This is a genomic window from Lactiplantibacillus sp. 30.2.29 (genome assembly GCF_018991255.1).
GTDB classification, from domain to species: domain Bacteria; phylum Bacillota; class Bacilli; order Lactobacillales; family Lactobacillaceae; genus Lactiplantibacillus; species Lactiplantibacillus pentosus.
The window spans coordinates 1-23,972 of record NZ_JAGYGU010000007.1 but is presented as its reverse complement, the minus strand read 5'-3'; the positions used below and the strand labels follow the sequence as shown (position 1 = coordinate 23,972).

Annotated in this window: 31 protein-coding genes; 24 read left to right on the top strand and 7 right to left on the bottom strand. The window is 46.2% G+C overall.

Translation table 11 applies throughout. From position 1 onward, the window contains the following. Positions 1-29 precede the first annotated feature (29 nt). The 12 genes from rplR to rplQ all read left to right on the top strand — a co-directional run bounded on the left by rplR (position 30) and on the right by rplQ (position 6,379). Positions 30-395, top strand: a complete 366-nt coding sequence (gene rplR, locus KGF65_RS05245) for a 50S ribosomal protein L18 (protein ID WP_033618852.1) — start codon at positions 30-32, stop codon at positions 393-395. A 20-nt stretch (positions 396-415) separates the two neighbouring features. Then, positions 416-916: a 30S ribosomal protein S5 gene (gene rpsE / locus KGF65_RS05240; RefSeq protein ID WP_003638077.1), complete on the top strand. Its 501-nt coding sequence runs from the start codon at positions 416-418 to the stop codon at positions 914-916. Positions 917-930: 14 nt separating this feature from the next. Further along, positions 931-1,113, top strand: a complete 183-nt coding sequence (gene rpmD / locus KGF65_RS05235) for a 50S ribosomal protein L30 (protein ID WP_003638078.1) — start codon at positions 931-933, stop codon at positions 1,111-1,113. A 31-nt stretch (positions 1,114-1,144) separates the two neighbouring features. Beyond that, a complete protein-coding gene (gene rplO, locus KGF65_RS05230; RefSeq protein ID WP_003638079.1) occupies positions 1,145-1,576 on the top strand; it encodes a 50S ribosomal protein L15 in 432 nt (143 codons plus the stop codon). Position 1,577: 1 nt separating this feature from the next. Continuing rightward, positions 1,578-2,873: a preprotein translocase subunit SecY gene (secY, locus tag KGF65_RS05225; RefSeq protein WP_021337916.1), complete on the top strand. Its 1,296-nt coding sequence runs from the start codon at positions 1,578-1,580 to the stop codon at positions 2,871-2,873. A 63-nt stretch (positions 2,874-2,936) separates the two neighbouring features. Further along, positions 2,937-3,587, top strand: a complete 651-nt coding sequence (locus KGF65_RS05220) for an adenylate kinase (RefSeq protein ID WP_278186153.1) — start codon at positions 2,937-2,939, stop codon at positions 3,585-3,587. Positions 3,588-3,762: 175 nt separating this feature from the next. Then, the gene (gene infA, locus KGF65_RS05215; RefSeq protein WP_003638082.1) at positions 3,763-3,981 is read left to right on the top strand and encodes a translation initiation factor IF-1; all 219 of its coding nucleotides are present in this window, start codon (positions 3,763-3,765) and stop codon (positions 3,979-3,981) included. Positions 3,982-4,016: 35 nt separating this feature from the next. After that, entirely contained in the window at positions 4,017-4,136 is a 120-nt protein-coding gene (rpmJ, locus tag KGF65_RS05210) for a 50S ribosomal protein L36 (protein WP_003638083.1), read from the top strand. Between the two features lie 27 nt (positions 4,137-4,163). Continuing rightward, positions 4,164-4,529, top strand: a complete 366-nt coding sequence (rpsM, locus tag KGF65_RS05205) for a 30S ribosomal protein S13 (RefSeq protein ID WP_003638084.1) — start codon at positions 4,164-4,166, stop codon at positions 4,527-4,529. 24 nt (positions 4,530-4,553) lie between these two features. Next, entirely contained in the window at positions 4,554-4,943 is a 390-nt protein-coding gene (gene rpsK, locus KGF65_RS05200) for a 30S ribosomal protein S11 (protein ID WP_003638085.1), read from the top strand. Positions 4,944-5,029: 86 nt separating this feature from the next. Continuing rightward, positions 5,030-5,974: a DNA-directed RNA polymerase subunit alpha gene (locus KGF65_RS05195; protein ID WP_216788189.1), complete on the top strand. Its 945-nt coding sequence runs from the start codon at positions 5,030-5,032 to the stop codon at positions 5,972-5,974. Positions 5,975-5,995: 21 nt separating this feature from the next. Beyond that, entirely contained in the window at positions 5,996-6,379 is a 384-nt protein-coding gene (gene rplQ, locus KGF65_RS05190; RefSeq protein WP_003638087.1) for a 50S ribosomal protein L17, read from the top strand. Positions 6,380-6,869: 490 nt separating this feature from the next. Here the strand turns inward: rplQ and KGF65_RS05185 are convergent, their stop codons facing one another. From KGF65_RS05185 to KGF65_RS05170, 4 genes are all read right to left on the bottom strand, one after another. Beyond that, complete coding sequence (locus KGF65_RS05185) at positions 6,870-7,862, bottom strand: polyprenyl synthetase family protein (RefSeq protein ID WP_088769880.1); 993 nt, start codon at positions 7,860-7,862, stop codon at positions 6,870-6,872. A gap of 6 nt (positions 7,863-7,868) precedes the next feature. Continuing rightward, complete coding sequence (locus KGF65_RS05180) at positions 7,869-8,438, bottom strand: Gx transporter family protein (RefSeq protein ID WP_216748202.1); 570 nt, start codon at positions 8,436-8,438, stop codon at positions 7,869-7,871. Between the two features lie 3 nt (positions 8,439-8,441). Then, positions 8,442-8,936 (bottom strand): NusG domain II-containing protein, encoded by a 495-nt coding sequence (locus tag KGF65_RS05175; RefSeq protein WP_101873887.1) that lies wholly within the window; start codon positions 8,934-8,936, stop codon positions 8,442-8,444. A gap of 93 nt (positions 8,937-9,029) precedes the next feature. Continuing rightward, on the bottom strand, positions 9,030-10,940 hold the full coding sequence (locus KGF65_RS05170) for an FAD-dependent oxidoreductase (RefSeq protein ID WP_050338972.1): 1,911 nt from the start codon (positions 10,938-10,940) through the stop codon (positions 9,030-9,032). A 284-nt stretch (positions 10,941-11,224) separates the two neighbouring features. Between KGF65_RS05170 and pplA the strand changes: the two genes are divergently transcribed. The 8 genes from pplA (at position 11,225) to rpsI (ending at position 17,884) form a co-directional block, all read left to right on the top strand. Then, positions 11,225-12,148, top strand: coding sequence for an extracellular electron transfer flavoprotein PplA (gene pplA / locus KGF65_RS05165; RefSeq protein ID WP_050338971.1), 924 nt, complete (start codon positions 11,225-11,227; stop codon positions 12,146-12,148). A gap of 228 nt (positions 12,149-12,376) precedes the next feature. Then, complete coding sequence (locus KGF65_RS05160; RefSeq protein WP_216748203.1) at positions 12,377-13,489, top strand: FAD:protein FMN transferase; 1,113 nt, start codon at positions 12,377-12,379, stop codon at positions 13,487-13,489. Between the two features lie 83 nt (positions 13,490-13,572). Beyond that, complete coding sequence (locus KGF65_RS05155; RefSeq protein ID WP_162985067.1) at positions 13,573-14,415, top strand: energy-coupling factor ABC transporter ATP-binding protein; 843 nt, start codon at positions 13,573-13,575, stop codon at positions 14,413-14,415. Then, positions 14,391-15,281: an energy-coupling factor ABC transporter ATP-binding protein gene (locus KGF65_RS05150; RefSeq protein ID WP_101873885.1), complete on the top strand. Its 891-nt coding sequence runs from the start codon at positions 14,391-14,393 to the stop codon at positions 15,279-15,281. The genes KGF65_RS05155 and KGF65_RS05150 overlap by 25 nt, the downstream gene beginning before the upstream one ends. Then, a complete protein-coding gene (locus KGF65_RS05145) occupies positions 15,271-16,071 on the top strand; it encodes an energy-coupling factor transporter transmembrane protein EcfT (protein ID WP_050338967.1) in 801 nt (266 codons plus the stop codon). Before KGF65_RS05150 ends, KGF65_RS05145 begins: the two co-directional genes overlap by 11 nt. Positions 16,072-16,137: 66 nt before the next feature. Continuing rightward, the gene (gene truA, locus KGF65_RS05140; protein ID WP_101873884.1) at positions 16,138-16,926 is read left to right on the top strand and encodes a tRNA pseudouridine(38-40) synthase TruA; all 789 of its coding nucleotides are present in this window, start codon (positions 16,138-16,140) and stop codon (positions 16,924-16,926) included. Between the two features lie 108 nt (positions 16,927-17,034). Then, positions 17,035-17,478 carry a 50S ribosomal protein L13 gene (gene rplM, locus KGF65_RS05135; RefSeq protein WP_003638098.1) on the top strand — a complete coding sequence of 148 codons (444 nt, stop codon included), beginning with the start codon at positions 17,035-17,037 and terminating at the stop codon, positions 17,476-17,478. Between the two features lie 13 nt (positions 17,479-17,491). Beyond that, positions 17,492-17,884 (top strand): 30S ribosomal protein S9, encoded by a 393-nt coding sequence (gene rpsI, locus KGF65_RS05130; protein WP_003638099.1) that lies wholly within the window; start codon positions 17,492-17,494, stop codon positions 17,882-17,884. A 307-nt stretch (positions 17,885-18,191) separates the two neighbouring features. Here the strand turns inward: rpsI and KGF65_RS05125 are convergent, their stop codons facing one another. Further along, positions 18,192-18,788 (bottom strand): type IV toxin-antitoxin system AbiEi family antitoxin domain-containing protein, encoded by a 597-nt coding sequence (locus KGF65_RS05125; protein ID WP_101873882.1) that lies wholly within the window; start codon positions 18,786-18,788, stop codon positions 18,192-18,194. 270 nt (positions 18,789-19,058) lie between these two features. On the opposite strand from KGF65_RS05125, the gene KGF65_RS05120 reads away from it, so the two are divergent. The 3 genes from KGF65_RS05120 (at position 19,059) to KGF65_RS05110 (ending at position 20,327) form a co-directional block, all read left to right on the top strand. Beyond that, positions 19,059-19,295, top strand: a complete 237-nt coding sequence (locus tag KGF65_RS05120; protein ID WP_101873881.1) for a type II toxin-antitoxin system Phd/YefM family antitoxin — start codon at positions 19,059-19,061, stop codon at positions 19,293-19,295. Positions 19,296-19,504: 209 nt separating this feature from the next. Then, positions 19,505-20,176: a zeta toxin family protein gene (locus KGF65_RS05115; protein WP_050338963.1), complete on the top strand. Its 672-nt coding sequence runs from the start codon at positions 19,505-19,507 to the stop codon at positions 20,174-20,176. After that, the gene (locus tag KGF65_RS05110) at positions 20,169-20,327 is read left to right on the top strand and encodes a hypothetical protein (protein WP_181185357.1); all 159 of its coding nucleotides are present in this window, start codon (positions 20,169-20,171) and stop codon (positions 20,325-20,327) included. Before KGF65_RS05115 ends, KGF65_RS05110 begins: the two co-directional genes overlap by 8 nt. A gap of 210 nt (positions 20,328-20,537) precedes the next feature. On the opposite strand, the gene KGF65_RS05105 is transcribed toward KGF65_RS05110, so the two are convergent. Both KGF65_RS05105 and KGF65_RS05100 read right to left on the bottom strand, forming a co-directional pair. After that, positions 20,538-21,407 carry a DegV family protein gene (locus tag KGF65_RS05105; protein ID WP_101873880.1) on the bottom strand — a complete coding sequence of 290 codons (870 nt, stop codon included), beginning with the start codon at positions 21,405-21,407 and terminating at the stop codon, positions 20,538-20,540. A gap of 178 nt (positions 21,408-21,585) precedes the next feature. Continuing rightward, positions 21,586-22,692 (bottom strand): hypothetical protein, encoded by a 1,107-nt coding sequence (locus tag KGF65_RS05100; protein WP_105923998.1) that lies wholly within the window; start codon positions 22,690-22,692, stop codon positions 21,586-21,588. A 262-nt stretch (positions 22,693-22,954) separates the two neighbouring features. Between KGF65_RS05100 and KGF65_RS05095 the strand changes: the two genes are divergently transcribed. Then, the coding region (locus KGF65_RS05095) for an Ldh family oxidoreductase (protein ID WP_216748204.1) at positions 22,955-23,972 on the top strand (1,018 nt) is incomplete at its 3' end.

The following is a 23,972-nucleotide window of genomic DNA, read 5'->3' as shown; positions in this document are numbered from 1 at the left end:
CTTAAAGCTGTCCATACTAATATATAGAGGTGACTATTGTGATTTCCAAACCAGATAAAAACAAAACACGTCAACGTCGTCACGCACGTGTTCGCGGTAAGATTTCTGGTACTGCTGAGCGCCCACGCTTAAATGTTTATCGTTCAAACAAAAACATCTACGCTCAAGTTATTGATGATGTAGAGGGTGTAACGCTCGCAAGTGCCTCAACTTTAGATAGCGAAGTTAAGGGTAACAACAAAACTGAACAAGCTGCGTCTGTCGGTGAAGTTGTTGCTAAACGGGCTGCTGAAAAGAAAATTACTGATGTAGTTTTCGACCGTGGCGGTTACTTATATCATGGTCGGGTTCAAGCTTTGGCTGAAGCCGCTCGTGAAAACGGACTTAAATTCTAACAAAGGAGGAATAATACCATATGACTTTCATTGATCCATCAAAATTAGATCTTGACGATAATGTTGTTGCCATTAACCGGATTACCAAAGTTGTTAAGGGTGGTCGTCGCTTACGTTTTGCTGCATTAGTAATCGTTGGGGACCACAAAGGACACGTTGGTTTCGGTACTGGTAAGGCTCAAGAAGTTCCAGAAGCAATTCGGAAAGCTTCCGAAGCTGCTAAAAAGAACTTGATCACTGTACCAATGGTTGGTACCACCATTCCTCATGAAGCACTTGGTGTTTACGGTGGTGGCCGCATCATGCTTAAGCCAGCCGTTGAAGGTTCTGGTGTTGCCGCTGGTGGCGCCGTTCGTGCCGTCATGGAATTAGCCGGTGTGGATGATGTTACTAGTAAACGATTAGGCTCAAACACGCCAGTTAACGTTGTTCGTGCAACGTTCGAAGGCTTGAAGAGCTTAAAGACTGCTGAACAAGTCGCTGCTTTACGTGGCGTTTCAGCCGAACATTTAGCTGAATAGGGAGGACAAACAACATGGCTCAATTAAAGATCACTTTAGTACGCAGTGCTGCTCATCGTCTTCCTAAGCAACGTAAAATCGTTAAGGAATTAGGTTTAGGCCGGATCAACAGTTCCGTTATTAAACCTGATGACGCGGCTACTCGCGGTCAAATCTTCCACATCGCACACTTAGTCGATGTCGAAATCATCAAGTAATTCAAATTTTCAAAGAGGAGGTGCCTACTAAATGAAGTTACATGAATTAACACCTAGTGAAGGTTCACGTTTTTCACGTCGTCGGATTGGTCGTGGTGACTCAAGTGGCCAAGGTAAGACTTCTGGTCGTGGCCAAAAAGGTCAAAAGGCGCGTGGTAAGGTTCGTGTAGGTTTCGAAGGTGGCCAAATGCCATTGTACCGTCGGATTCCTAAACGTGGATTTACTAACATTAACCGTAAAGAATATGCGGTTGTTAATCTTGACGGCCTCAACCGTTTTGATGATGGTGCCGAAGTTACACCAGAATCATTAAAGGAAGCTGGCTTAGTTAAGAAGAGTTCTGCTGTTAAAGTTCTTGGTAATGGTAAACTCAACAAAAAGTTAACAGTTAAGGCAAGCAAGTTCTCTGCAACGGCGGTTGCAGCCATTGAAGCTGCTGGCGGTAAAACTGAGGTGATCTAATTTGCTGACTACCATGAAGAACGCTCTCAAAGTAAAGGATATTCGGAATAAACTTCTATTCACATTGGGCGTTTTGATTGTATTTCGTCTTGGCTCTTATATCACAGTTCCCGGAGTCAATGCCCAGGCGCTTCAGTCGGTGGCATCTTCAGGGCTGATAAGTATGTTGAATACATTCAGTGGTGGCGGTTTAACAAATTATTCCATCCTTGCTATGGGGGTATCCCCTTACATTACTGCACAAATCATCGTTCAATTGTTGCAAATGGACATTGTTCCGAAGTTTGTTGAATGGGGCAAACAAGGTGAAGTTGGTCGGCGTAAGCTTAATCAAGCGACGCGTTGGTTAACGATCGTCTTGGCCTTTGTTCAATCGATTGGGATCACAGCTGGGTTTAACTCATTGAGTCAACTTAAGCTGGTTGATAATCCAAGCATTTCAACTTACCTGACCATTGGGGTTATCCTCACTGGTGGGGCAATGTTGACCACTTGGATGGGTGATATGATTACGGATCGTGGGATTGGTAATGGGGTTTCCATTATCATCTTCGCCGGGATCATCGCCCGTATGCCAACTTCGATTTATCAAATTTATCAAGAACAGTTCGTTAACGTTTCACAGAGCGATTGGTGGAAGAGTGGGTTGTTTGTTGTCGGTTTAGCGCTGCTTGTGTTGATTATCGTTATGTTTGTAACGTGGGTCGAACAAGCGAACGACCGAATTCCAATTCAATATACTCGACGTGCAGCTGGTGCACCTGACAGTAGTTACCTACCATTAAAGGTGAACGTTGCCGGGGTTATTCCTGTCATTTTCGCGAGTTCCTTCATTGCAACGCCCCAAACGATTTTACTTGGTTTCCAATCCAGTCATGGTGACGAAACTTGGTATACCGTTTTGAGTAATATCTTCAATATGCAGTCAACGACTGGTGCGATACTTTATACCGTTCTAATCGTGCTCTTCACGTTCTTCTATGCGTTTGTTCAGGTCAATCCTGAAAAGCTCTCTAAGAACTTACAAAAGCAAGGCAGCTATATTCCTGGTGTTTGGCCAGGTAAAGATACTCAAAACTGGGTTTCAAAATTGTTAATGCGGTTAAGTACGGTCGGTTCCCTTTACCTTGGGTTGATTTCATTGATTCCATTATTAGCTTCTGATATTTGGGGTCTGGATGAATCCATTGGTTTAGGTGGGACGAGTTTACTGATCGTTGTCGGGGTTGCCCTTGAAACAATTCGTCAAATTAAAGGATTAATGATGAAACGAGACTATGTTGGTTTCATTCGTTAATCAGCGAATGTGTTGGGGAGACTCAGCACATTTGTGCATTCTGGAGGGAAAAACATGTCAACAATGAACCTGATTTTAATGGGACTACCTGGTGCCGGTAAAGGGACCCAAGCTCAGAAAATTCTTGAAGATTTTGATATTCCACATATCTCAACTGGAGATATTTTCCGGGCAGCCATTAAGAACGAAACAAAGATGGGCTTGGAAGCCAAAAAGTATATTGATGCTGGTAACCTGGTTCCAGACGAAGTCACTAACGGCATCGTCTCAGACCGGTTGGCCGAAGCGGATACGAAAAATGGTTTCCTATTAGATGGTTACCCACGTAACATCGATCAAGCTCATGCTTTAAAAGAAATCGGCGAGAAGCTCAACAAACCTTTAGACGGGGTCATCAACATTCATGTTGAACCCGATGTGTTAGTTGAACGGCTTTCCGGACGGTTTATCTGCCGGACTTGTGGCGCAACTTATCATAAGTTGTACAACAAGCCTAAGGTAGAAGGAACCTGTGACGTCTGTGGTGGTCATGATTTCTATCAACGGGATGATGACAAGCCTGCAACCGTTAAGAATCGTTTGGATGTCAACGTTAAGTTGAACACGCCATTGATCGATTATTACGGTCAAGAGAAGTTACTCTACAATGTCGACGGTGATCGCGACATTGATGATGTCTACAAAGATATCAAGCACATTCTTGATAACCTCTAAAACCAGGGTTCCTAAGCTTCGGCGTTTGCTTTTCAAAGGCCGTTGTGATAAACTTATTCAGGTTTAGCCGTTGACTGATTTAATATTTTCTTAATGTTATGATTAGACAATGACTGGTTCATAAAAGGACCAAATACGTGGCAGCACGGAATCTGAGAATAAGGAGGGACAGTATTTGGCAAAGGAAGACGTCATCGAAATTCAAGGCACCATTAAAGAAACATTGCCTAATGCGATGTTTAAGGTTGAACTTGAAAACGGCGCTGAAATCTTGGCACACGTTTCAGGTAAAATTCGGATGCATTACATTCGGATCTTGCCTGGTGACAAGGTTACAGTTGAAATGTCACCTTATGATTTAACTAAGGGCCGGATTACCTACCGTTTCAAGTAGGCTCGGTCTACGTACCTTATAGGAGGTAAAAATTCATGAAAGTAAGACCATCTGTAAAGCCAATGTGCGAACACTGCAAAGTTATTCGTCGTAAAGGCCGCGTGATGATTATTTGCTCTGCTAACCCAAAGCATAAGCAACGCCAAGGTAAATAATTTAATTAAGTTGGAGGTGAAATATTAATGGCTCGTATTGAAGGAATTGACTTACCACGTGACAAGCGTATTGTCATTGGTTTGACTTACATCTACGGTATCGGTAACACTTCTGCACAGAAGATCCTTGCTGAAGCCGGTGTTTCAGAAGACGTTCGTGTACGTGACTTAACTCCTGACCAGGAAGATAAGATCCGTGCCGTTGTCGATGGTTACAAAACTGAAGGTGACTTACGCCGTGAAGTAAGTATGAACATCAAGTTATTGCAAGAAATCGGTTCATACCGTGGTATGCGTCATCGTCGTGGTTTACCAGTTCGTGGTCAACACACGAAGAACAACGCTCGTACTCGTAAGGGTAAAAAGGTCAGCATCGCTGGACGTAAAAAATAATAATAAAGGAGGTTTTCGAATTTTATGGCAACTAGAAAGACAACCCGTCGTCGTCGGGTAAAGAAGAACATTGAATCTGGTGTGGCTCACATCCATTCAACGTTCAACAACACACTTGTTATGATCACTGACATGCAAGGGAACGCCGTTGCATGGTCATCAGCTGGTTCATTAGGTTTCAAGGGTAGCCGTAAGTCAACACCTTTTGCTGCTCAAATGGCCGCAGAAGCTGCTGCTAAGGCATCAATGGAACATGGCATGAAGACTGTTGAAGTCGCTGTTAAGGGCCCTGGTTCAGGTCGTGAAGCCGCTATCCGTGCTTTACAAGCTACTGGTTTGGAAGTTAGCGCCATTCGCGATGTGACGCCAGTGCCTCACAATGGTTCTCGTCCTCCAAAGCGTCGTCGTGTTTAATCTGTGACGTTCATTTTGAGGGCAAACTTCATTTTGTACGCACAACTACTAAACACCACGCGTTTTGAAAGGGGTAAAAGATAAGAATGATTGAATTTGAAAAACCTAACATTCATAAAATTGATGAAAACGACAACTATGGTAAGTTTGTTGTAGAACCGCTTGGACGCGGTTATGGTACAACTTTAGGGAATTCACTTCGTCGGATTCTTCTTTCTTCTTTACCTGGCGCTGCTGTTACTAGTATTCAAATTGATGGTGTTCTTCATGAATTTTCAACGGTAGAAGGCGTAACGGAAGACGTTACGGCAATTATCTTGAACGTTAAGAAGATTGCACTTAAGTTAGAATCAGACGAAACCAAGACGTTGGAAATCGACGTTAAGGGACCTGCAAACGTAACTGCCGGTGATATCATTGGCGATGCTGATGTAGAAGTCTTAAATCCTGACTTGCCAATTTGTACTGTAGCAGACGGGGCACACTTCCATATGCGTATGACCGTAAATACTGGTCGTGGTTATGTTTCCGCTGAGGATAACAAACATCGTGAAGATGACATGCCAATTGGCGTTTTAGCTGTTGATTCATTGTATTCTCCAATCGAACGTGTCAACTACCAAGTTGAAACGACTCGGGTTGGTCAACGTGATGATTTCGATAAGTTAACCTTAGACGTTTGGACAAATGGTTCAATCACTCCAAGTGAAGCCATTAGTCTATCAGCCAAAATCCTGACTGATCACCTTTCAATCTTCGTAAATCTCACTGATGAAGCTAAAAACACTGATGTGATGGTCGAGAAGGAAGAAACGCATAAGGAAAAGATGTTAGAAATGACGATTGAAGAGTTAGATCTCTCCGTCCGTTCATACAATTGCTTGAAGCGTGCTGGTATCAACACGGTCCAAGAATTAACTAACAAAACTGAAGCTGATATGATGAAGGTTCGCAACCTTGGACGCAAGTCACTCGAGGAAGTTAAAGCAAAATTAGCTGACCTTGGGTTATCATTACGCAAAGAAGACTAATACAAGGGAGGATATCCGTTCATGAGTTACCGTAAATTACAACGTACAAGTTCACAACGTCGTGCATTATTACGTGATTTGACCACGTCATTGATCGTTAACGGCAAGATCGAAACGACCGAAGCCCGTGCCAAGGAAGTTCGTTCAACTGCTGACAAGATGATTTCATTGGCTAAGAAGGGTGATTTAAGCGCCCGTCGTAAGGCCGCTACGTTCATGCGTGACGTCGTTGCCGATGTTAAAGAAGATGGCGACAACGTGGCTGTACAAACTGCATTGCAAAAGCTATTTAGTGACTTAGGTCCTCAATACGCTGACCGCAATGGTGGTTACACTCGAATTTACAAGACTATGCCTCGTCGTGGCGACGGTGCACAAATGGTTGTCTTGGAACTCGTTGACTAGTTAAAATTGTTTTACGGATCACTGGGACTGATGATTGACGGACGCTATGATGGTGGTTGCTTGCAGAATAGCAACTAAGTCTAGTTCGGAAGTTGTTTATGGTTAGACATAGATGGCATATCGCAGTTCTAAGTGATTTTTTTTGGTGCTAGTTACAAGGCCGTTGATCTGGATGTTTTCCGGGTCAACGGCCTTTTTGATATGACAAAAAAATCGCCTTCTCCAGTCTCGAATGAGACCCTGAGAAGGCGATTTTGAGATTTGCACAGATGAAGATGTGAAGAGCCAGTCTTTGTCAGTGCGATTCAGTGATGAAATTGGAACCGCCTATGAATCGAGGATACATTGACGGTGCTGCTACCAACGTGTCACGCTTAGTTAGCCCTGGGACGTAACGCTATGTTACTAGCATTGCAAGTCGAAGTGCTGAAGCTGAATTGGCCCTCAGATCAGTGCCAGCGCTGAATGCTTACGACAGCCGTATTGGGGGCTAATTATGGCGATTCAGCAGTTGCCGCGTTAAGTTGATCAGGTCAGTTCTGGCTGGCTGATCAGGGAGTTTTTCTAGTAGGGTGAGGGCCTCCTGCGTGTACTTAGTCGCTAATTCCTGTGCACGTTTTACGCCACCAGCATCAATGACCAGTTGCTGGACTCGTTGGCGTTGAGCAGGCGTGATTGCCCCTTGTAAGCTCATTAACGGCAATAAATCGGCCTTGGCGTCTGTCTGGAGGGCATAGATTAAAGGCGATGTATACACGCCCTCAGCGACGTCTTCGAGAATTGGCTTACCCGTCTCAGCTGGACTTTCTTGGTAATCCAAAATGTCATCTAAGATCTGAAAGGCCATCCCGATTGCAAGTCCTGCTTGGCGGGCCCGCTGTGCGAACCGCTGACTTTGACCAGATTCATAGGCGCCTAAGAAACAGCTCAATGCGAACAGTTCCGCCGTCTTACCTTGAATCTGTTGCAGGTATTCCGCCATAGTAATGTCAACGTGATAGTGGCGATCCTTTTGTTGGACCTCGCCCATCAGAATCTTTTCCATGTTCTCTGAGTTAAGCTGAATACTCTTAAAGCTACTCGAGTAGTGCGCTAGGATTTTAAAGACGACCACGAACAGGTAATCACCCGCGTACACGGCCGTATCCTTACCGAACTGTTTTTGAATCGTGACATGGTGTCGCCGCAGCGCTGCATCATCCACAATGTCATCATGGATCAGTGTGGCGGTATGCAATGTCTCTAGTGAGGCGGCGAGTGCAACCATGCGTTGACGGTCGGTCGTCTTGAATTGTGAGAATAGGAGACAGTAAGCTGGCCTGAGAAGCTTACCACCCCCATGAATCATTGCCAAAATGGCGTCATTGATGGCCTTATCCGGGATGTTGATGTTCGTCGTCATCAGTTGCATGACGTCTTGCAATTCAGGCTGCAGCGCCGGATAATCACGCCAAATTGGATGTAATTGCGTTGTCGATGGCATAAAATGTTACTCCTTCTTTTGACCTGAGAGGTGTTCCCGATTGAATCTGAGATAACGAAGCGTCGTCACGTGCGTGAACAAGTAATTGGCTGTGATACCCAGTGCGATACCAGCTGCCAAGCCGATAATCGATAGTATCGGCAGGTATAGCATCACCGTCCAAGTCTGGGCGATAAGACTTGCGACAAGCAGTTGGCCGACGTTATGCATGACGCCGCCGGTCGCTGAAATACCGATGATGCTCACGCGTCGTGGCCCTAATTGTTTCACAGCTAGCATCGCGAACAAGCTGAGAAACGCACCGCCAAAGCTATACAGGAAGGTCGACAGGGTGCCGCCAATCAGGGCCGTTAAAATCAGCCGTAACCAAGTCAGGGTGATGACATCTCGTAACGAAAGCGTGTAGATGGCGACGATCGTAATGAGGTTAGCCAGTCCCAGTTTGGCACCCGGCGCGAAGGCAAACGGGAAGGGAATCATCCGTTCCAGAATCCCAATAATGACCCCCTGGGCGACGAGCAGTGCAATATAAATATTGCGATGAGTTTTATTCGATTGTTCAAATGAATTATGCATGCTTTACTCCGTAACTAGCCCGTTGCCACCTGATTTGACGTGACCATTGCTGGACTTGATCTCGACCAAGAGTTTGTGTGGCAAACAAACGATCGTCTGGCCAGGTTTATGAATCCAGCCCCGGCGCACACAAACTTGATCAGAACAGTTGGCCTTCGTGATGGCGACCCGCTTGGGGGCAAAAGTGATGGTGTTGTAATGACCATGACTGTCACGATACGTGAAGGTCGTCGTCCGTTTCAGCTTCGTAATATTGACGCGCTTGAGGACCGTACCATCGTGTGAAACGACGGCGGTATATGTCGTTTGCTGCTTGGCCCTTTTTTGCTTTTTGGCGACTAAAGCTGCGCGGTCGGCCTGCTGTTTTTGCTGATATGAAAAAATCGCTAGTGGGGTGAACGATAGGATAATCAACGCAACAATAATAATGATATCAAATGGTTTGATCATATCCCCGTAGCGTTTGAACGTTCGGATCATTGCCCGTAATTTACGCATCGTCAACCCTCCAATCAGTCACGTAAAAAATGGTTCAAGGGAAAATAATCACCCTCGAACCATCGGGAAAGGATTTAATTAATTATAACGCATCTAGCGGGTTTTAACACCGTCGTAATGGGAACGAACATTGCCGTACCACCAGTGCCCGAGGTGCTTTTGCATCCACGGAACGACCCAGTAGTCCAAACCAAATGTCCGACCAGACCCGTTCATCAAAGCGAGTGCGACGAAGACCATCCAGATGTTGACCCAGTAGAACATGCCAGATAAGCAGAAGACAACGACTAAGCCGATGGTGACTGCATTGGCAAACCAAGTAAATAGTCCGAAGAAGATGCAAAGGGCGATGACGATTTCAACACAGGTCATAAACTTCTGGAAGAAGAGCGCCATTTGCATGTTTGGTACGAAGAACTTGGTGATTGATTCGAACCAGTGTGGCATTTTATCAAAGACCATCAGTGGTTCCTTACCATACATATAGGAAAGACTGAAGACACCCTTAGCCGCTGTGGCAGTCGATGAAGCCGCTTCTGAGGCCCCACTGGTTGCAGCCGCCTTAGTTGCTTCGGAAGCGCCACTAGTTGCGGCAGCTTGCAGCCAGGCAAACGGTAAACGTAACTTGTCCGTGAACCACGATTCAGAACCCTGAACTTTTGTCCAGCAATCCCACAACCACATTGCGCCGTAGAAGAACCGTAATGGCACACTCCAGAGGACGTTACCGGCACGTGAGACCCAGCCGCGGAAGACGTTCCGGTTGTTGCGTGTCCGGAAGAATTCGTGCATGAAGTACTGGAATAGGTAGTAGCCAGAGAAAATCTGAACATAATACAACCAGTTGATCGCGTGCTTCAATAGAACGGCAACAAAGCCTGAAACGTTCCACTTGCCGAGGACTTGAGCCACGGCATACTTAGAACCAATCGAGTCAACGGATGCTTGATAAGCGCCTTTGAATGGCTTGATCGTTACATCGGTCTTGTCGACGTTCTTGATGATACCTTCGACCGCTTTAGCCGCAGTTTCTTCAGCCCCTTGAACGATTTGTGGGACTGGGCGTGGTTGGTCAGGTTCTTGGTAACTCGTTGAATCACCAGCTAAGAAGATGTTATCGCTGTCCTTAGCTTGCATGAATTCGTTGGCGACCAGCCGACCACCCCGTGGATTGGTTTCGATACCGAACTTCTTGACAATACTGTTGGCCCGCACACCGGCTGTCCAGATCAACGTATAAGTCTGAATCGGATCTTTGCCCTTTAAGTTGACGTGGTCTTCGAAAACTTCCGTAATCATGGAGTTGGTCATGATATCCACACCATGCTTCTTCATGTAGGTTTCAGCCTTACCAGCTTGCGTCCGATTGAGCATGTTGATGATGGTTGGGGCGGCTTCCACTAATTGTAAGGTGATCTCGCTCGGGTCGAGCTTGTTGTCCCGTGCTAAGACGTCCCGATATTCAATCAGTTCACCAATCAGTTCGGACCCTGTGAATCCGGAACCACAGACGGTGAACGTCAACATCGCTTTGCGTTTTGCAGGGTCGAGCTCTGCCGCGCCCCGCCGAATAATTGCTGATAAATGTGACCGCAAAGCCATCGCTTGTTCGAAGGACCACAATTCAAAGCCGTGTTCCTTAACCCCAGGCGTGCCGAAATCATTGGATTCACCACCAAGACTAATGAGCAGTTGGTCATATTGATAACTCCCATGCTCAGTTGTGACCGTCTGGGCATCCTTATCAATGCCGGTAACCGTATCCGTAACTAAACGGACATTTTTGCGTCGTGCGAACAACCGTTGCAAATCATATTGAATATGCTCAGGTTCCACCCGTTCCGTGGCAACTTCATGTAATTCAGTCATATACGTGAAGTATGAATGTCGGTCAATTAACGTAATCTCAACGTCCGGATTTTTCTTAAAATGCTTGGACAGTTTTTTGGTTGCGTAAACGCCAGCAAACCCCGCACCGACAACGACAATATTTTTCTTTGCCATTGCGTAACAACTCCCTTGAATAAATAGTGTAAAAAGATAATTCCACTAACAATTATAACGATAATGTAAGCGGTTGTCTATGGATTATGGGATAGAATGAATAATAAATCACATTATATGGAACCCAGAAAAAGTGGTATGATAGTTACGACCTAAAACGTTACCAAATGCGTCAATACTGGGACTAAATATCATTTATTTAATGAAATAGGATTGACTATTTGCAGGTAAAACGTTAAGATTAATGTGAATTTTTATACAAAAAAGGTTAGGAGTGGGATATCATGAAAATCAAATCAGTTATTACGGGTGCCTCGGTTGTGGCAATCTCCGCATTAGCTTTAGCAGGTTGTGGTAGCAGCTCTTCTAGTTCGAGCTCAAGTTCATCGAAGAAATCTTCTTCAAGTTCTTCAGCTAAGACAACGAAGGTTGCTAAATTAACCGCCGGCAGCAAAATGAAAGCGGGTACTTACGCGCTCGAAGAACAAAACTATTCACATGGCTACCGCACTAAGATGAGCATCACCGTCAACAATAAGGGGAAAATCACAAAGTCCAGTTATGACCAAGTGAACAAGAACGGCAAGTCCAAGGTTGACGATACTTCATATAACAAGCAAATGAAGAAGATCGCCGGTACCAACCCTAAGACTTACATGCCTAAGTTGAACAAGACGTTGACCGGCTCCGCTGCAACTGGTAACGTTGGTTCCATCGACGTTGTTACGGGTGCTACGGAATCTTCCAAGACGTTCCAAAACTACACGCAACAACTCGTTCAAGCTGCGCAAGCGGGTAACAAGTCCACCATCAAGATCGACAATGGCGCCAAGATGAAGGATGGCACTTACAAGCTGAACGAAAAGAACTACTCACATGGTTATAAAGTTACCTTTGCCATCACGGTCAAGGACAACAAGATTACTAAGTCTGAATATAACCAAGTTAATAAGAACGGCAAGTCCAAAGTTGACGATGCTGCTTACAACAAGCAGATGAAGAAGGTTGCTAAGACCAATCCTAAGACTTATCAACCAGCTTTGAACAAGTCCTTGGTCAAGAGCAGTGATCCAACTAAGGTTGACGTTGTGACGGGTGCGACTGAATCATCCAACACCTTCATTCTTTATGCGGAACAATTACAAAATGCCGCACAAAAGGGTGACACTAACACGATCACGGTTGACAACATGATTTTCTCTGAATAAGCAAGTTAACGATTAAATTTTTGAGGCCTGAGGCGCATGCTGAGGGCCTTTTGTTTTACTCAACCGAAATCAGACGACATATCTGGTGAAGGCTGAACTCGATTTGACCTTAAAAAGGGTCGCGGCGACTCAATCCGCATCACCGGATGGCGTCAATTTTGGTATAAATGTTAGGACAATTTTTGGTATAATGACGATTGAAATTATAAACTAGGGGAAGTATTGGGCATGAAGCTAAAAAAATGGATTCAAATTGGGTTAATTGCGGTACTGATTTTACCGCTGTCTGCTTGTGGAATCACTTCCAGTAAACAAAAAAACGCTAGCAGTCGGCCGAAGCCAACCAAGGTGATCAAGACACCGATCGAGGATACCCAGTTCATGATGGGGACCGTGGTGACGCTCCGGATTTATAATAAAGGGAAAGACAAGGTTTTGGACGGTGCTTTTAAGTTGCTGAAATCTGAAGCTAAAAAGATTACGGTCAATCAAAAAGGGTCCGAAATCGACAAAATCAACGCGGCTGCTGGTAAGCACCCGGTCACCGTTAGCAAGGACATCTATCCGATGATCAAAGCAGCCTATTACTACAGTGAAAATTCGGATGAATCCTTTGATTTAGCCATTGGACCAATCACGTCGCTCTGGCACATCGGTTTTTCGGATGCGAAGGTGCCGACGAAACAAGAAATTGCGACCAACGTCAAACTGGTCGACTATCGCCAAGTTAAATTGAACGATAAAAAACGGACGGTTTACCTGAAGAAAAAGGGGATGCAGCTTGACTTGGGCGGCATTGCGAAAGGCTACATGACTGATCAAGTGAAGACTTACTTGCTGGACCACGGCGTTTCTACGGCTATTATTGACCTTGGGGGTAATATTTATGTCTTAGGTGACAGTCCAAAGGGCACTAAGTCTGGCAATTGGACGGTCGGCATTCAAGACCCGAAAGCATCACGGGGCACGGCGATTGGCTCGTTACCGGCTAAGAATATGGCGATCGTGACTTCCGGTATTTACGAGCGTTACCTGAAAAAGAATGGTAAAGTTTACAGCCATTTGATGGATCCGCAAACCGGTGCGCCTTATCAGAATAACTTGATGGGTGTCTCGATCATTTCGAAAAAGTCAGTTGATGGCGATGCGCTGTCGACGGCCACGTTTGATAAAGGCTTGCGCAGCGGCATGAAGTACATCAATAGTAAAGCAGACCAAGGAATCGGCGCTATTTTTATTACCAAGGACAAGAAGGTCTACGTTTCTGATAATCTGAAGAAGGAATTCACGCTATTTGGCGATGACGGCTATAAATTTGGCCCGACGAGTGATTTAAAGTAGGTCTGTGTGAGGTTTGCTTAAACCAACGCGCGTGAGATATGGTATGATAATAACCATGAATTTTAAGGAAATGAGGGACAATGGTGAATCCGATTATTGACGTTCAACATTTAGATTATCGCTACCCGCAACAGGCAGCGGACCAGTTAACGTTACATGATATTTCATTTACAGTCATGCCGGGTGAGTGGGTCGCCATTGTCGGCCATAACGGTTCAGGTAAGTCGACACTGGCTAAGAACCTGAACGGCTTACTCGCACCAGCAGCGGGTACGATTAAAATCGACGGGCAAGTGTTATCTGAAGACACCGTCTGGGATATTCGTAAAGAAATCGGGATGGTCTTCCAAAACCCGGATAACCAGTTCGTGGGGGCGACGGTGGAAGACGATGTTGCCTTTAGCTTGGAAAATCAAGGGATTCCACGCCCAGAGATGCTGACCCGTGTTAAAACGGCGCTGACTCAAGTCAACATGCAAGACTTCGCGACCCGGGAACCGGCCCGGCTGTCTGGTGGTCAAAAACAACGGGTGGCACTGGCTGGGATGATTGCGGCGCGACCACAGATTTTGATTCTGGACGAAGCCACTTCGATGTTGGATCCCCGCGGACGGCAAGAAGTTCTGGCAACGATTCGCGAGATGAAGGCCAATTCGGAATTGACCGTGCTATCGATCACACATGATATTGACGAGGCGGCGAGTGCCAACCGCGTGCTGGTTATCAATGATGGCCAATTGAAGGAAGAAGGCACGCCCGCTGAAATCTTCCAACACGGTGAAGCATTGATCAAAATGGGACTCGATATGCCGTACGCGGAACGGCTAAAAGCGGCATTGAAACGTCAAGGCTTACAAGTGCCCACCAATTATTTAACAGAGAAAGGAATGGCGGACTGGTTATGGCAATTACGTTCAAACAAGTAGATTTTACTTACCAACCGGGTACGCCGTTCGAAACTAAGGCGCTAAGTGACATCAACGTGACGATTCCCACCGGTTCGTATACGGCGCTGATTGGGCATACCGGTAGCGGCAAGTCGACCTTGCTGCAACATTTGAATGCCTTACTGAAACCCACTAGTGGGACCGTGACGATTGGTGAACGAGTGATTACACCAACTACCAGCAACAAGGATTTGAAGCGACTTCGGCAACACGTGGGCATCGTTTTTCAATTTCCAGAAAGTCAGCTGTTTGAAGAGACGGTTGAAAAAGACATTGCCTTTGGCCCCCAGAACTTTGGCGTCAGTGAGGCAGATGCCTTGAAAACCGCCGCTGAAATGCTGGATTTGGTTGGCTTAGATGAATCACTATTGTCGCGGTCACCTTTTGACCTGTCAGGTGGCCAAATGCGACGGGTCGCGATTGCTGGTGTTTTAGCAATGCAGCCCCAAGTGCTGGTGCTCGATGAACCGACTGCCGGTTTGGACCCCCAAGGACGCTTGGATATGATGGAAATGTTCGCAAAACTGCGTCATGAGCGGGATTTGACGGTCGTATTGGTCACCCATCAGATGGACGACGTTGCTAATTACGCGGATAACGTCATCGTCATGGACCAGGGAAAAATCGTGAAGACCGGCACGCCACGGGATATTTTTAAAGACCCCGAATGGCTGACGGCTCATCAATTAGGATTACCGAAGACGACCGCCTTTGCCCGGACGTTGCAAGCACAAGGCTGGCAGTTTGATACGCTGCCACTGACGGAGGATGAATTGGCGCACGATTTGATGCAACAATTACCACCGGCTGCCTTAGCGAAGGGGGTGGCGACCCATGATGAATAAATTGATTTTTGGGCGCTACATTCCCGGCGAGTCAGTGGTCCACCACATGGACCCGCGCGCCAAATTGTTACTGAGTTTTTACTTTATCGGGATCATTTTTATCGCCAATAATTGGCTGACGTACGCGGTGTTGTTTGCCTTTACGCTGTTTGCGATTTATTTGTCAGGTGTCAAATGGTCGTTTTTTATCAATGGGGTTAAACCATTGATTTGGCTGATTTTGTTCACGGTGATTTTGCAGATCCTATTCAGTGCCAGTGGCGGCCACGTTTATTTCAAATGGGGCATTATTACCATTAGCCAGTTTGGACTCGTCAATGGGGTCTACATCTTCTTCCGGTTCGTGCTGATCATCTTCATGTCAACGCTCCTGACGTTGACGACACCACCGCTGGAATTGTCGGATGCCATCGAGTATCTATTAATGCCATTGCGGGCAGTTCGGTTTCCAGTCTATGAAGTGGCACTGATGCTCTCAATCGCGTTACGCTTCGTCCCGACATTGATGGATGAAACCGAGAAAATCATGAATGCCCAACGTGCGCGTGGTGTCGACTTCGGTGAGGGCAATATTTTTCAACAAATGCGTGCCGTCGTGCCACTACTGATTCCACTATTTGTCAGCTCATTCAACCGGGCTGAAGATTTAGCTACGGCCATGGAAGCCCGTGGTTATCAGGGTGGCGAAGGCCGCAGCAAGTATCGAATTCTCAAGTGGCATGCTCGTGACACTTGGGCGACCGTGAGTTTTGCGGTATTAACGGTCGTATTGGTCTTTTTACGAGCCTAAAATAAGTCAGTTCAACGTGGGCGTCAGACGATGGCGGCCCACGTTTTTAAATGATGGAGGGATACTGTGACGACGCGTTATAAAGTTGTTTTAGCGTATGACGGAACTAATTTTGCAGGATTTCAACGCCAACCACACCAACGGACGGTCGAACAAGTTCTGACGAAGGCGGTCAATAAAATGGCGAAGGACCCGGCCAAACCGATTGTGATCTATGGTGCTGGGCGGACGGATGCCGGCGTCCACGCCTTTGGCCAAACGTTACATTTTGACTTGCCATATGAAATCAAGCCGGAGGGGGTCCGACGGGGATTAAACAGTATGCTGCCCACGGACATGATTATCAAAGCCGTGTCAATCGTGGCGCCAGATTTCCATGCCCGCTATGATACCGTTGGCAAGCGCTACTGGTATCGGGCCTACCAGAATGAATTTGTCGACCCGTTTAAACGCCACTATACGGGACACTTCAAATTCCATGCCGACATTGAGCGGATTCAACAGGCGATTGGCGATCTAGAAGGACGCCATGATTTTTCGACCTTCGTGGCATCTGGGTCGCAAGCGCATGATCACGTACGGGAGATTTATTCTGCCAAAGCGTGGGCGCTACCGGATGAAGATGAGATTCAATTCGAATTTTGTGGCAGCGGCTTTTTATATAACCAGGTGCGTATCATGGTGGCCGTCCTGATGGAAATCGGGCAAGGCCGCCGCGCAGTCGACTGTATTCCAGCCTTGCTAGCGACTAAGGATCGTGAACAGGCCCGCGGAACGGCACCAGCGGCTGGACTTTATATGAAAAAAGTGTATTATGAACAAAATGAATTACAAGCAGATTTGATTAAGTATTGACTTCTATGGCTAAGTTAGGTAAACTAATCGTTGGTATTGTTTGCCCCACGATAAGCCCCGGAAATCTTATTGAGTGTCAAACAAACACAGAAAATGGAGGAACACAACGTGCGTACAACATATATGGCTAAACCAGGTGAAATTGATCGTAAATGGTATGTAGTTGATGCAACCGATGTACCTTTGGGTCGTCTTTCAACTGTCGTCGCATCAATCTTGCGTGGTAAGAACAAACCTACCTTTACCCCTAACGTGGATACTGGTGATAACGTTATCGTTATTAATGCAAGCAAGGTCGCTTTAACTGGGAAGAAAGCAGAACGGAAGATTTATTATCATCATACTGCTTATGCTGGTGGTTTAAAGGAACGGACTGCCGGTGACTTCTTAGCAAAGGAACCTACTAAATTGATTGAAACTTCAGTTAAGGGTATGCTTCCTCACAACTCTTTAGGCCACAAGATGGGCTTGAAGTTGCATGTTTATGCTGGTGCAGAACATACGCAACAAGCGCAAAAGCCTGAAGTTTTGGACATCACTAACTTAATCTAAGGAGGAAACTACATTGGCTCAAGTACAATATCGCGGCACAGGCCGTCGTAAAGATTCAGTAGCCCGCGTACGCTTAGTACCAGGTACTGGTAAAATTGTTATGAATGACAAATCTGTTGAAGATTACATTCCATTTGCAGATATTCGCAAGGAATTGTTACAACCATTCGAAGTAACTGAAACAACTGATCAATATGATGTTTTAGTTAACGTTAATGGTGGTGGCTTCCATGGTCAAGCCGGCGCAACTCGTCATGGGATCGCTCGTGCTTTGCTCGAAGTTGACCCAGATTTCCGTACTCCTTTGAAGCGCGCGGGTCTCTTAACTCGTGATGCTCGTATGAAGGAACGTAAGAAGCCAGGTTTGAAGAAAGCCCGGAAAGCTTCACAATTCTCAAAACGTTAATATTATCCAAAAACGTTGGTATAACAACATTTTCTGGCTATATGAGAAAGCACCTGTCTGCGGACGGGTGCTTTTTTTGGCGGAAATCGTAATCCGTGAACACAAAAAAAACACAAAAAACACACATGATGTCGGAATAACAGATTGTGTCTGAAGTCAATCCTGTGTGTTCAGCCATTCAATCACTCAAAAATACCAAATTCGGAAAAATTATTCTGCCCTTTTGTATGAAATAACCTCTTCAAAAAAGAGTACTTCCAGCAATGCCATTATCCGCTATCGTTAATGGGCCAAAACTTGATCAACTTCACTCTTGGCTGACAATTGCCATTACACTTAGTAACGTACTGTTAGGATATAAGTTGTTTTTGAGCTCAGTTAATGCTCTGATTTGTGCTGCAGCAGGTGGACTGGCCAAATATCTTTGTCGGGCATCATTTTTGATGTAGGGTTGGAGTTGCTTTGATTCCCAAACATCGAGTAATGTTCGCTCTTTAGAATAGACATTAACCGTACCGCCATTTTCGGTTTGGCGGGTTGTGATGCCAAGCAAATAACGATTCTTTGAAAGGTAGCGCGCATTGAGATGGTATTTGGTGATAGCTGACGAGCTTGGGTGATAGCCTTGTGGAAAAGTGACATCATAATGCAGCGGTATTTCATCAGTTAACTCATAAATAATCAAGGCACTAACTAATGACAAGATACCACGAGAGAATTTTTGACTGATTAAGCTAAATTCATCAAGTAGATAGCCGGGAAAAACATAAATACCACGGTCAACCTTTTCGATAGACCCATCGGTTGATAACTTCCGAATTTGCTCTTTTGATAGTCCGTATTCTCGCGCAGTTTTAAAAGTAAATGTTGAAAAATCACGTTCAAGTCTCCTTAAACTATCCATGATTGTGAATATCTCCCTATATACTATGTTTCATGATATTTATAGTATATAGGGCAGGAGGGAGACATGCCACTTTTAATGTGTTTTCTGAGGATGGACCTAATTATTTATCCAAAAAACATAGTGTCTGCAGTTAGTGCGATGCTCCACATCATCATGTTTAAAACTGCGCGATCAATAGTTATGTACTAACAATCAAGTTGTACTCGCAAAAGCTTGCATACTTGTCCGTAAAATTGTCTAATGAAAGTTAGAGAAAGGGTGAATGCCATGCGTGCGATTCCATACAACCAGTTTCAACGGAATCTCAGTACCTACATGAAACGAGTTAATCATGATTCTGATCCGCTGCTGGTAACGACGAAACAGCCTGAGAATGCAATAGTGGTTATCGGAAAACGCGATTACGATGCCATGCAAGAAACGATGTATCTGTTATCGAGTGAAAAAACGCGCGCTGAGATTAAGCGCGGCGCCGCACAGTTCAATGATCATAGTGGTGGATAGTATAATCTCGTCCTTGAAATATCATTATTAATCATTCTGACCAATGAACAGACATGGTCGCAGGGCCCAACGCACCAGTACCGCTGGAAAGTGGCAGTATGAAATTTCTACGGCCGTTCTGTCAGTGAGTGACGACGATAAGCGATTATTGAGGATATAGGACTGTTGAAATGAATTAAGGACGTTAATTTTGGAGGAGGGATAGACCGATGGATGATGAATCACTAAGTTATGCCAAACAACACAAACTGGAATTTTGGGAGATGCTCGTTAAAGATAGTCCAGTCAATCAGCGGCAAAAAGCGATTTTTATGGCGGGAACACCTGGAGCGGGGAAGACGGAAGTCGCTGAAGAGTTTGCGAAACTTGGCACCGGACTAGTGCGACTGGATGCGGATTGGTTCAGGCAATATTTTCCTGGTTATACTGGTCAGAACGCTGCCGATTTTCAGCGAGGATCAGCCTGGTTAGTGGACTGGTGTTTCACACGCCTGATTAAAAAACACTATTCGTTTATCCTTGATGGGACGTTTGCTTTCTCGCGTGCCACCATGAATATTCAGCGCGCGCTAGATCATGATTATGACACGACCATCTATTTTGTCAGTCAAGATCCAGTGGTTGCCTGGGATTTCACTAAAGCTCGCGCGATTAAAGCCGGCCGGGTTGTCCCTAAAGAACGGTTCATCAATGCTTATGACAAGTCTCAAACCAATGTCGCGGAAGCCAAGCGCTTGTTTGGCGACAAAATTGAATTATCTTTAATCCTGAAAAATTATCAAGATGATATTGAGGATATCGTGGAAGATGTTGAGAATATTGACCTGATTCTGCCCACCTTGTTTAGCAAAACTGAATTGGAGGCCCGTTTAAATGATTGAAAAAAAAGAAGTCGATACCATTATGGCAAAATATAATCATGATTTTGCGTTATTTTCCCAACAAGCGACGCGTCAGGAATATAAAACGGTACTTCATTACGTGGCCCAACAGGCTAACAAGAAGCAACGTCAAGTCGCCGGACTAGAATAGCGATTATGGCTGAATGGTTTACAAGCAACGTTATGTTGTCCTGAAATTTATGCCCTGCAAAATTCCAAACGAGTGCGCCGCTAGCAGCATCATTTGAAATCACCCGTCGCTCAGTCGCCTAACTGCACGGCATTGCACTTGCATCCGAACTAAAAAATCACGTTCACCCACCAACACAACTGTTGGATCGGGCCGAACGTGATTTTTAATTTATTGACGTTTAGTTTTTCCAAATGAGAAGACGGCGACACAACCCAGGCCAGTGTGACTCGTAATGGTCGGTCCGATGTTGGCGAGAATGATTTCGGCGTTCGGAAGTTTGGCTAGGATCTGGTCACGAACTGTTTGTGCCGCATCATCGGCATCGCTAGTTGCGACAATAATGCGCGGGTCGTCCTGATTACGACAATCAGCCAGCGTGTTTTTCACGAGGGCTGATAATGAACGACGCCGTGAACGCACTTTTTGAACTGGGCGCAAATGGCCTTGGGGATCGACATCCATCACCGGCTTGATTTGCAGTAACGAACCGACCGTAGCCGATGTCCGGGAAACGCGCCCGCCATGATACAGGTAGTTCAAATCATCGACCGTGAACCACTGATGGTAGTACAGACGGTTGGCCGTCAGCCAGGTTGCGAGTTCGTCAATTGGCATCCCAGCGTTGCGTTTGTCGATGGCGTCGAGTAACATTAACCCTTCACCACAACAAGCCGCTAAGGAGTCGACCAGATAGATTTCCGCGTCCGGGTAGTCTTGCAGGAGCATTGTTTTGGCTTGCTCAGCGTTGTTAAACGTACCACTCAAGCCGGATGAAAAGCCGAGGTACAGGATTGGCGTTCCGGCTTGGACGTACGGTTTGAAGAATTCGACAAACTGGCCGATGTTGATTTGGGCGGTCGAGGGCATGACGCCGTTACCGATCTGTTGATAGAACTGAGCTAGATTAAAATGGTGTCCCAGATCATCCACGTATTCCTGGTTATTAATGGTGACGTTCATGGATACAAAGTGCACGTCATTGTCCTGAAGCAGTTGATATGGTAAATCAACGGTTGAATCTGTTAATAACTGATACATATGCGTTCTCCCTTAAATGTACTTACCGTTATATTGTACGCTTATTTACGGTGGCGTGTGGGATTTATCATGAAAATGAATCGGTTATTTCTGAAAGCCTCACAGGTGATGTGCACGAACTGTTGTGGCAAACGAAAAGTGACAATGCGTGCCGAAACAGGCTATGCGACGGCTGAAGCTAGTCGAGGAGTCGCGACAAACTGATCGTCAAAACGCGGTCGATGGCGTCCGGTTGTTGGTGGCGATAGGCTGCGGCCCCGGTTTCATACAGCAAATGCAACCGATGACCGTGAACGGTGATTTGTTCCAGCTGCGGTGGTAACCGATACGTGGCCATGACGGTCGGAGCCGGCACTGCTGAAGCGGCGGCCATTTTGAGTATCACTAATTTTGATGCGTGCTGGCCGTATGATTGTGAGCATAAGGCGTACTGACGATAAAACGTGATGCCTTGGAGGTTGGCAGGTAAATTGCCTTGCCAGTCGCTGACAGCGCGTTGCAATCGGTGTGTGTGCGGTGCATTTGAATTTGCGGTTGGTGCTGCGGCAATCGGGTGACCAGCCGCGTTTAATGGAAAACGGGCCATCAGGGTGGGCTGGCCAGATTTGAATTGGCCAACGTACAGCGCCTGGTGATGATATGTCAGCATCGAGGCGTTGGATAAGTTCGGCAGTAGCCAGCGTTGTTGGTAATGTACGGCCCGCATCGTCACTGGATTAAAGCGGTGGACGGTGGCTAATGGCAGACTGGCGATGAGACCGTGATTACGACGATGACTGCATAGCCAGATCCGGCGGTGACGCGGGTCGTACGCGATACCACCAACGTGTGGTTTACCGCGTAATAGGACGGTGTTTTCCAAGCGGTTGGTGCGACGATTTTGAACGTAAATCACTGATTGCGTTTGACCAGTGGCATCGTACGCGGTGATGAGGCGATAGCGACCGGCGAGTGTCATGCCTTGTGGAATCATATTGGGTGACGTGACTAACGCACCGTTGTGCAGGTTACGCGACAGGGTAGTTTGCAACCCCGGCTGAACGGTGGCGGTAGCCGGGGACAGCGGTGAGTCGGATGAAATGAGCCGTGCTAAGTCCGGATAGTGCTGAATCGTTTGATTCAAGGTCGTGGGTGAAAAAACGGCGGTCGTTGACGTGGTGCGACTCGGATTAAACGGGGTCGGTAGAACAGGTCGGACCCGGCTAGCGTCAGCGGACGTGACTGCTAGCGTGATGATTGCAACTAGTGTCAACCAGCCTAAACCCCAATAGTGATTCTTTCGCATAACCTCGCCCCCCAAGCGTTGTTTAGTCATACTATAGCATGGGACCCCGGAGAGATTGTTCACGAGCAGAAGGTTAGTTAAATAACAAAATGAGTGATGAGGCGAAATCAAAAAGTTGTTAAAATGAAACCAACTCACATTTTGATTTAATTATATTTACATATTCTCTTGAAATTCTTAATTAACAACCGGATAATAGTCGGTATAAAAACGACCGGCAACTCATCTGGTATGCGGCCTTAATTATGGAGGATGACATCATATGCGAATTAGTGCGGAAGCAGAACGACAATTTTTGGAAGCAGTGTTTAAAGCGCAACAGTTTAGTGCTAAGGATGGGGCGTTACTAGCCGACACCTTAGTGGACGCGGATTTGCGGGGAATTTCCTCACATGGGATTCAACGCTTGGCTTGGTATACGCGGATGATTCAGGACCACACGTTGGAACCGGCACACCAACCGAAAATTTTGAACGAAACCCCGACCAGCCTGCTGATTGACGCCAATCAGAGCATGGGGCAGATTGCCTCTGCTTTTGCGATGAACAAATTGATTGAAAAAACGAAGAAGCTGGGCGTCTCCTTAGCCGTCATTCGCAATTCTAACCATTTTGGTACTGCGGGATATTATTCGCGGATGGCATGCAAAGCTGGTTTGATTGGGATTTCGACGACCAATACGCGTCCATTAGTAGTACCGACGAACGCGACAGAAGCCTTTTTAGGCTCAAACGCCCTAGCGTTTACTTTCCCGGCTGACCCGCATCCGTTCGTTTTCGATGGGGCCACGGCGGTCGTGTCTAGTGGGAAGATTCAAGTGCTCGCTAAAAAGGGCGCACAAATTCCCGGTGATTGGGCGGTTGATGAGCATCGCAACGTCTTACACGACGCACAGACGGTCGAGGATAATTTAGCCAAGATTGCCTTTTCAGAAGACCGTCCTGGTGGGGGCGTCCTGACACTGGGTGGTCCAGATGAAGTCAACTCCAACTACAAGGGCTTCGGTAATTCGTTGATCATTGAGTTACTGACCGGAATCCTGGCGCAGGGGTCGTTATCAGCGGACACCAATACCGGGAAACATGATTTCAGTCAGTTCTTCATGACGATCGACCCGGCACTGTTTGGCGACCCAGACGTGTTAAAGGCCAACGTGACGACCATGTTTGACCGGATTCGGCATTTGAAACACTTGCCAGGAACGAAAATCATGATTCCAGGTGACCGCGAATACCGGCATTATGATGAAAACCTGGTTCAAGGAGTCAGTATCGATCCTC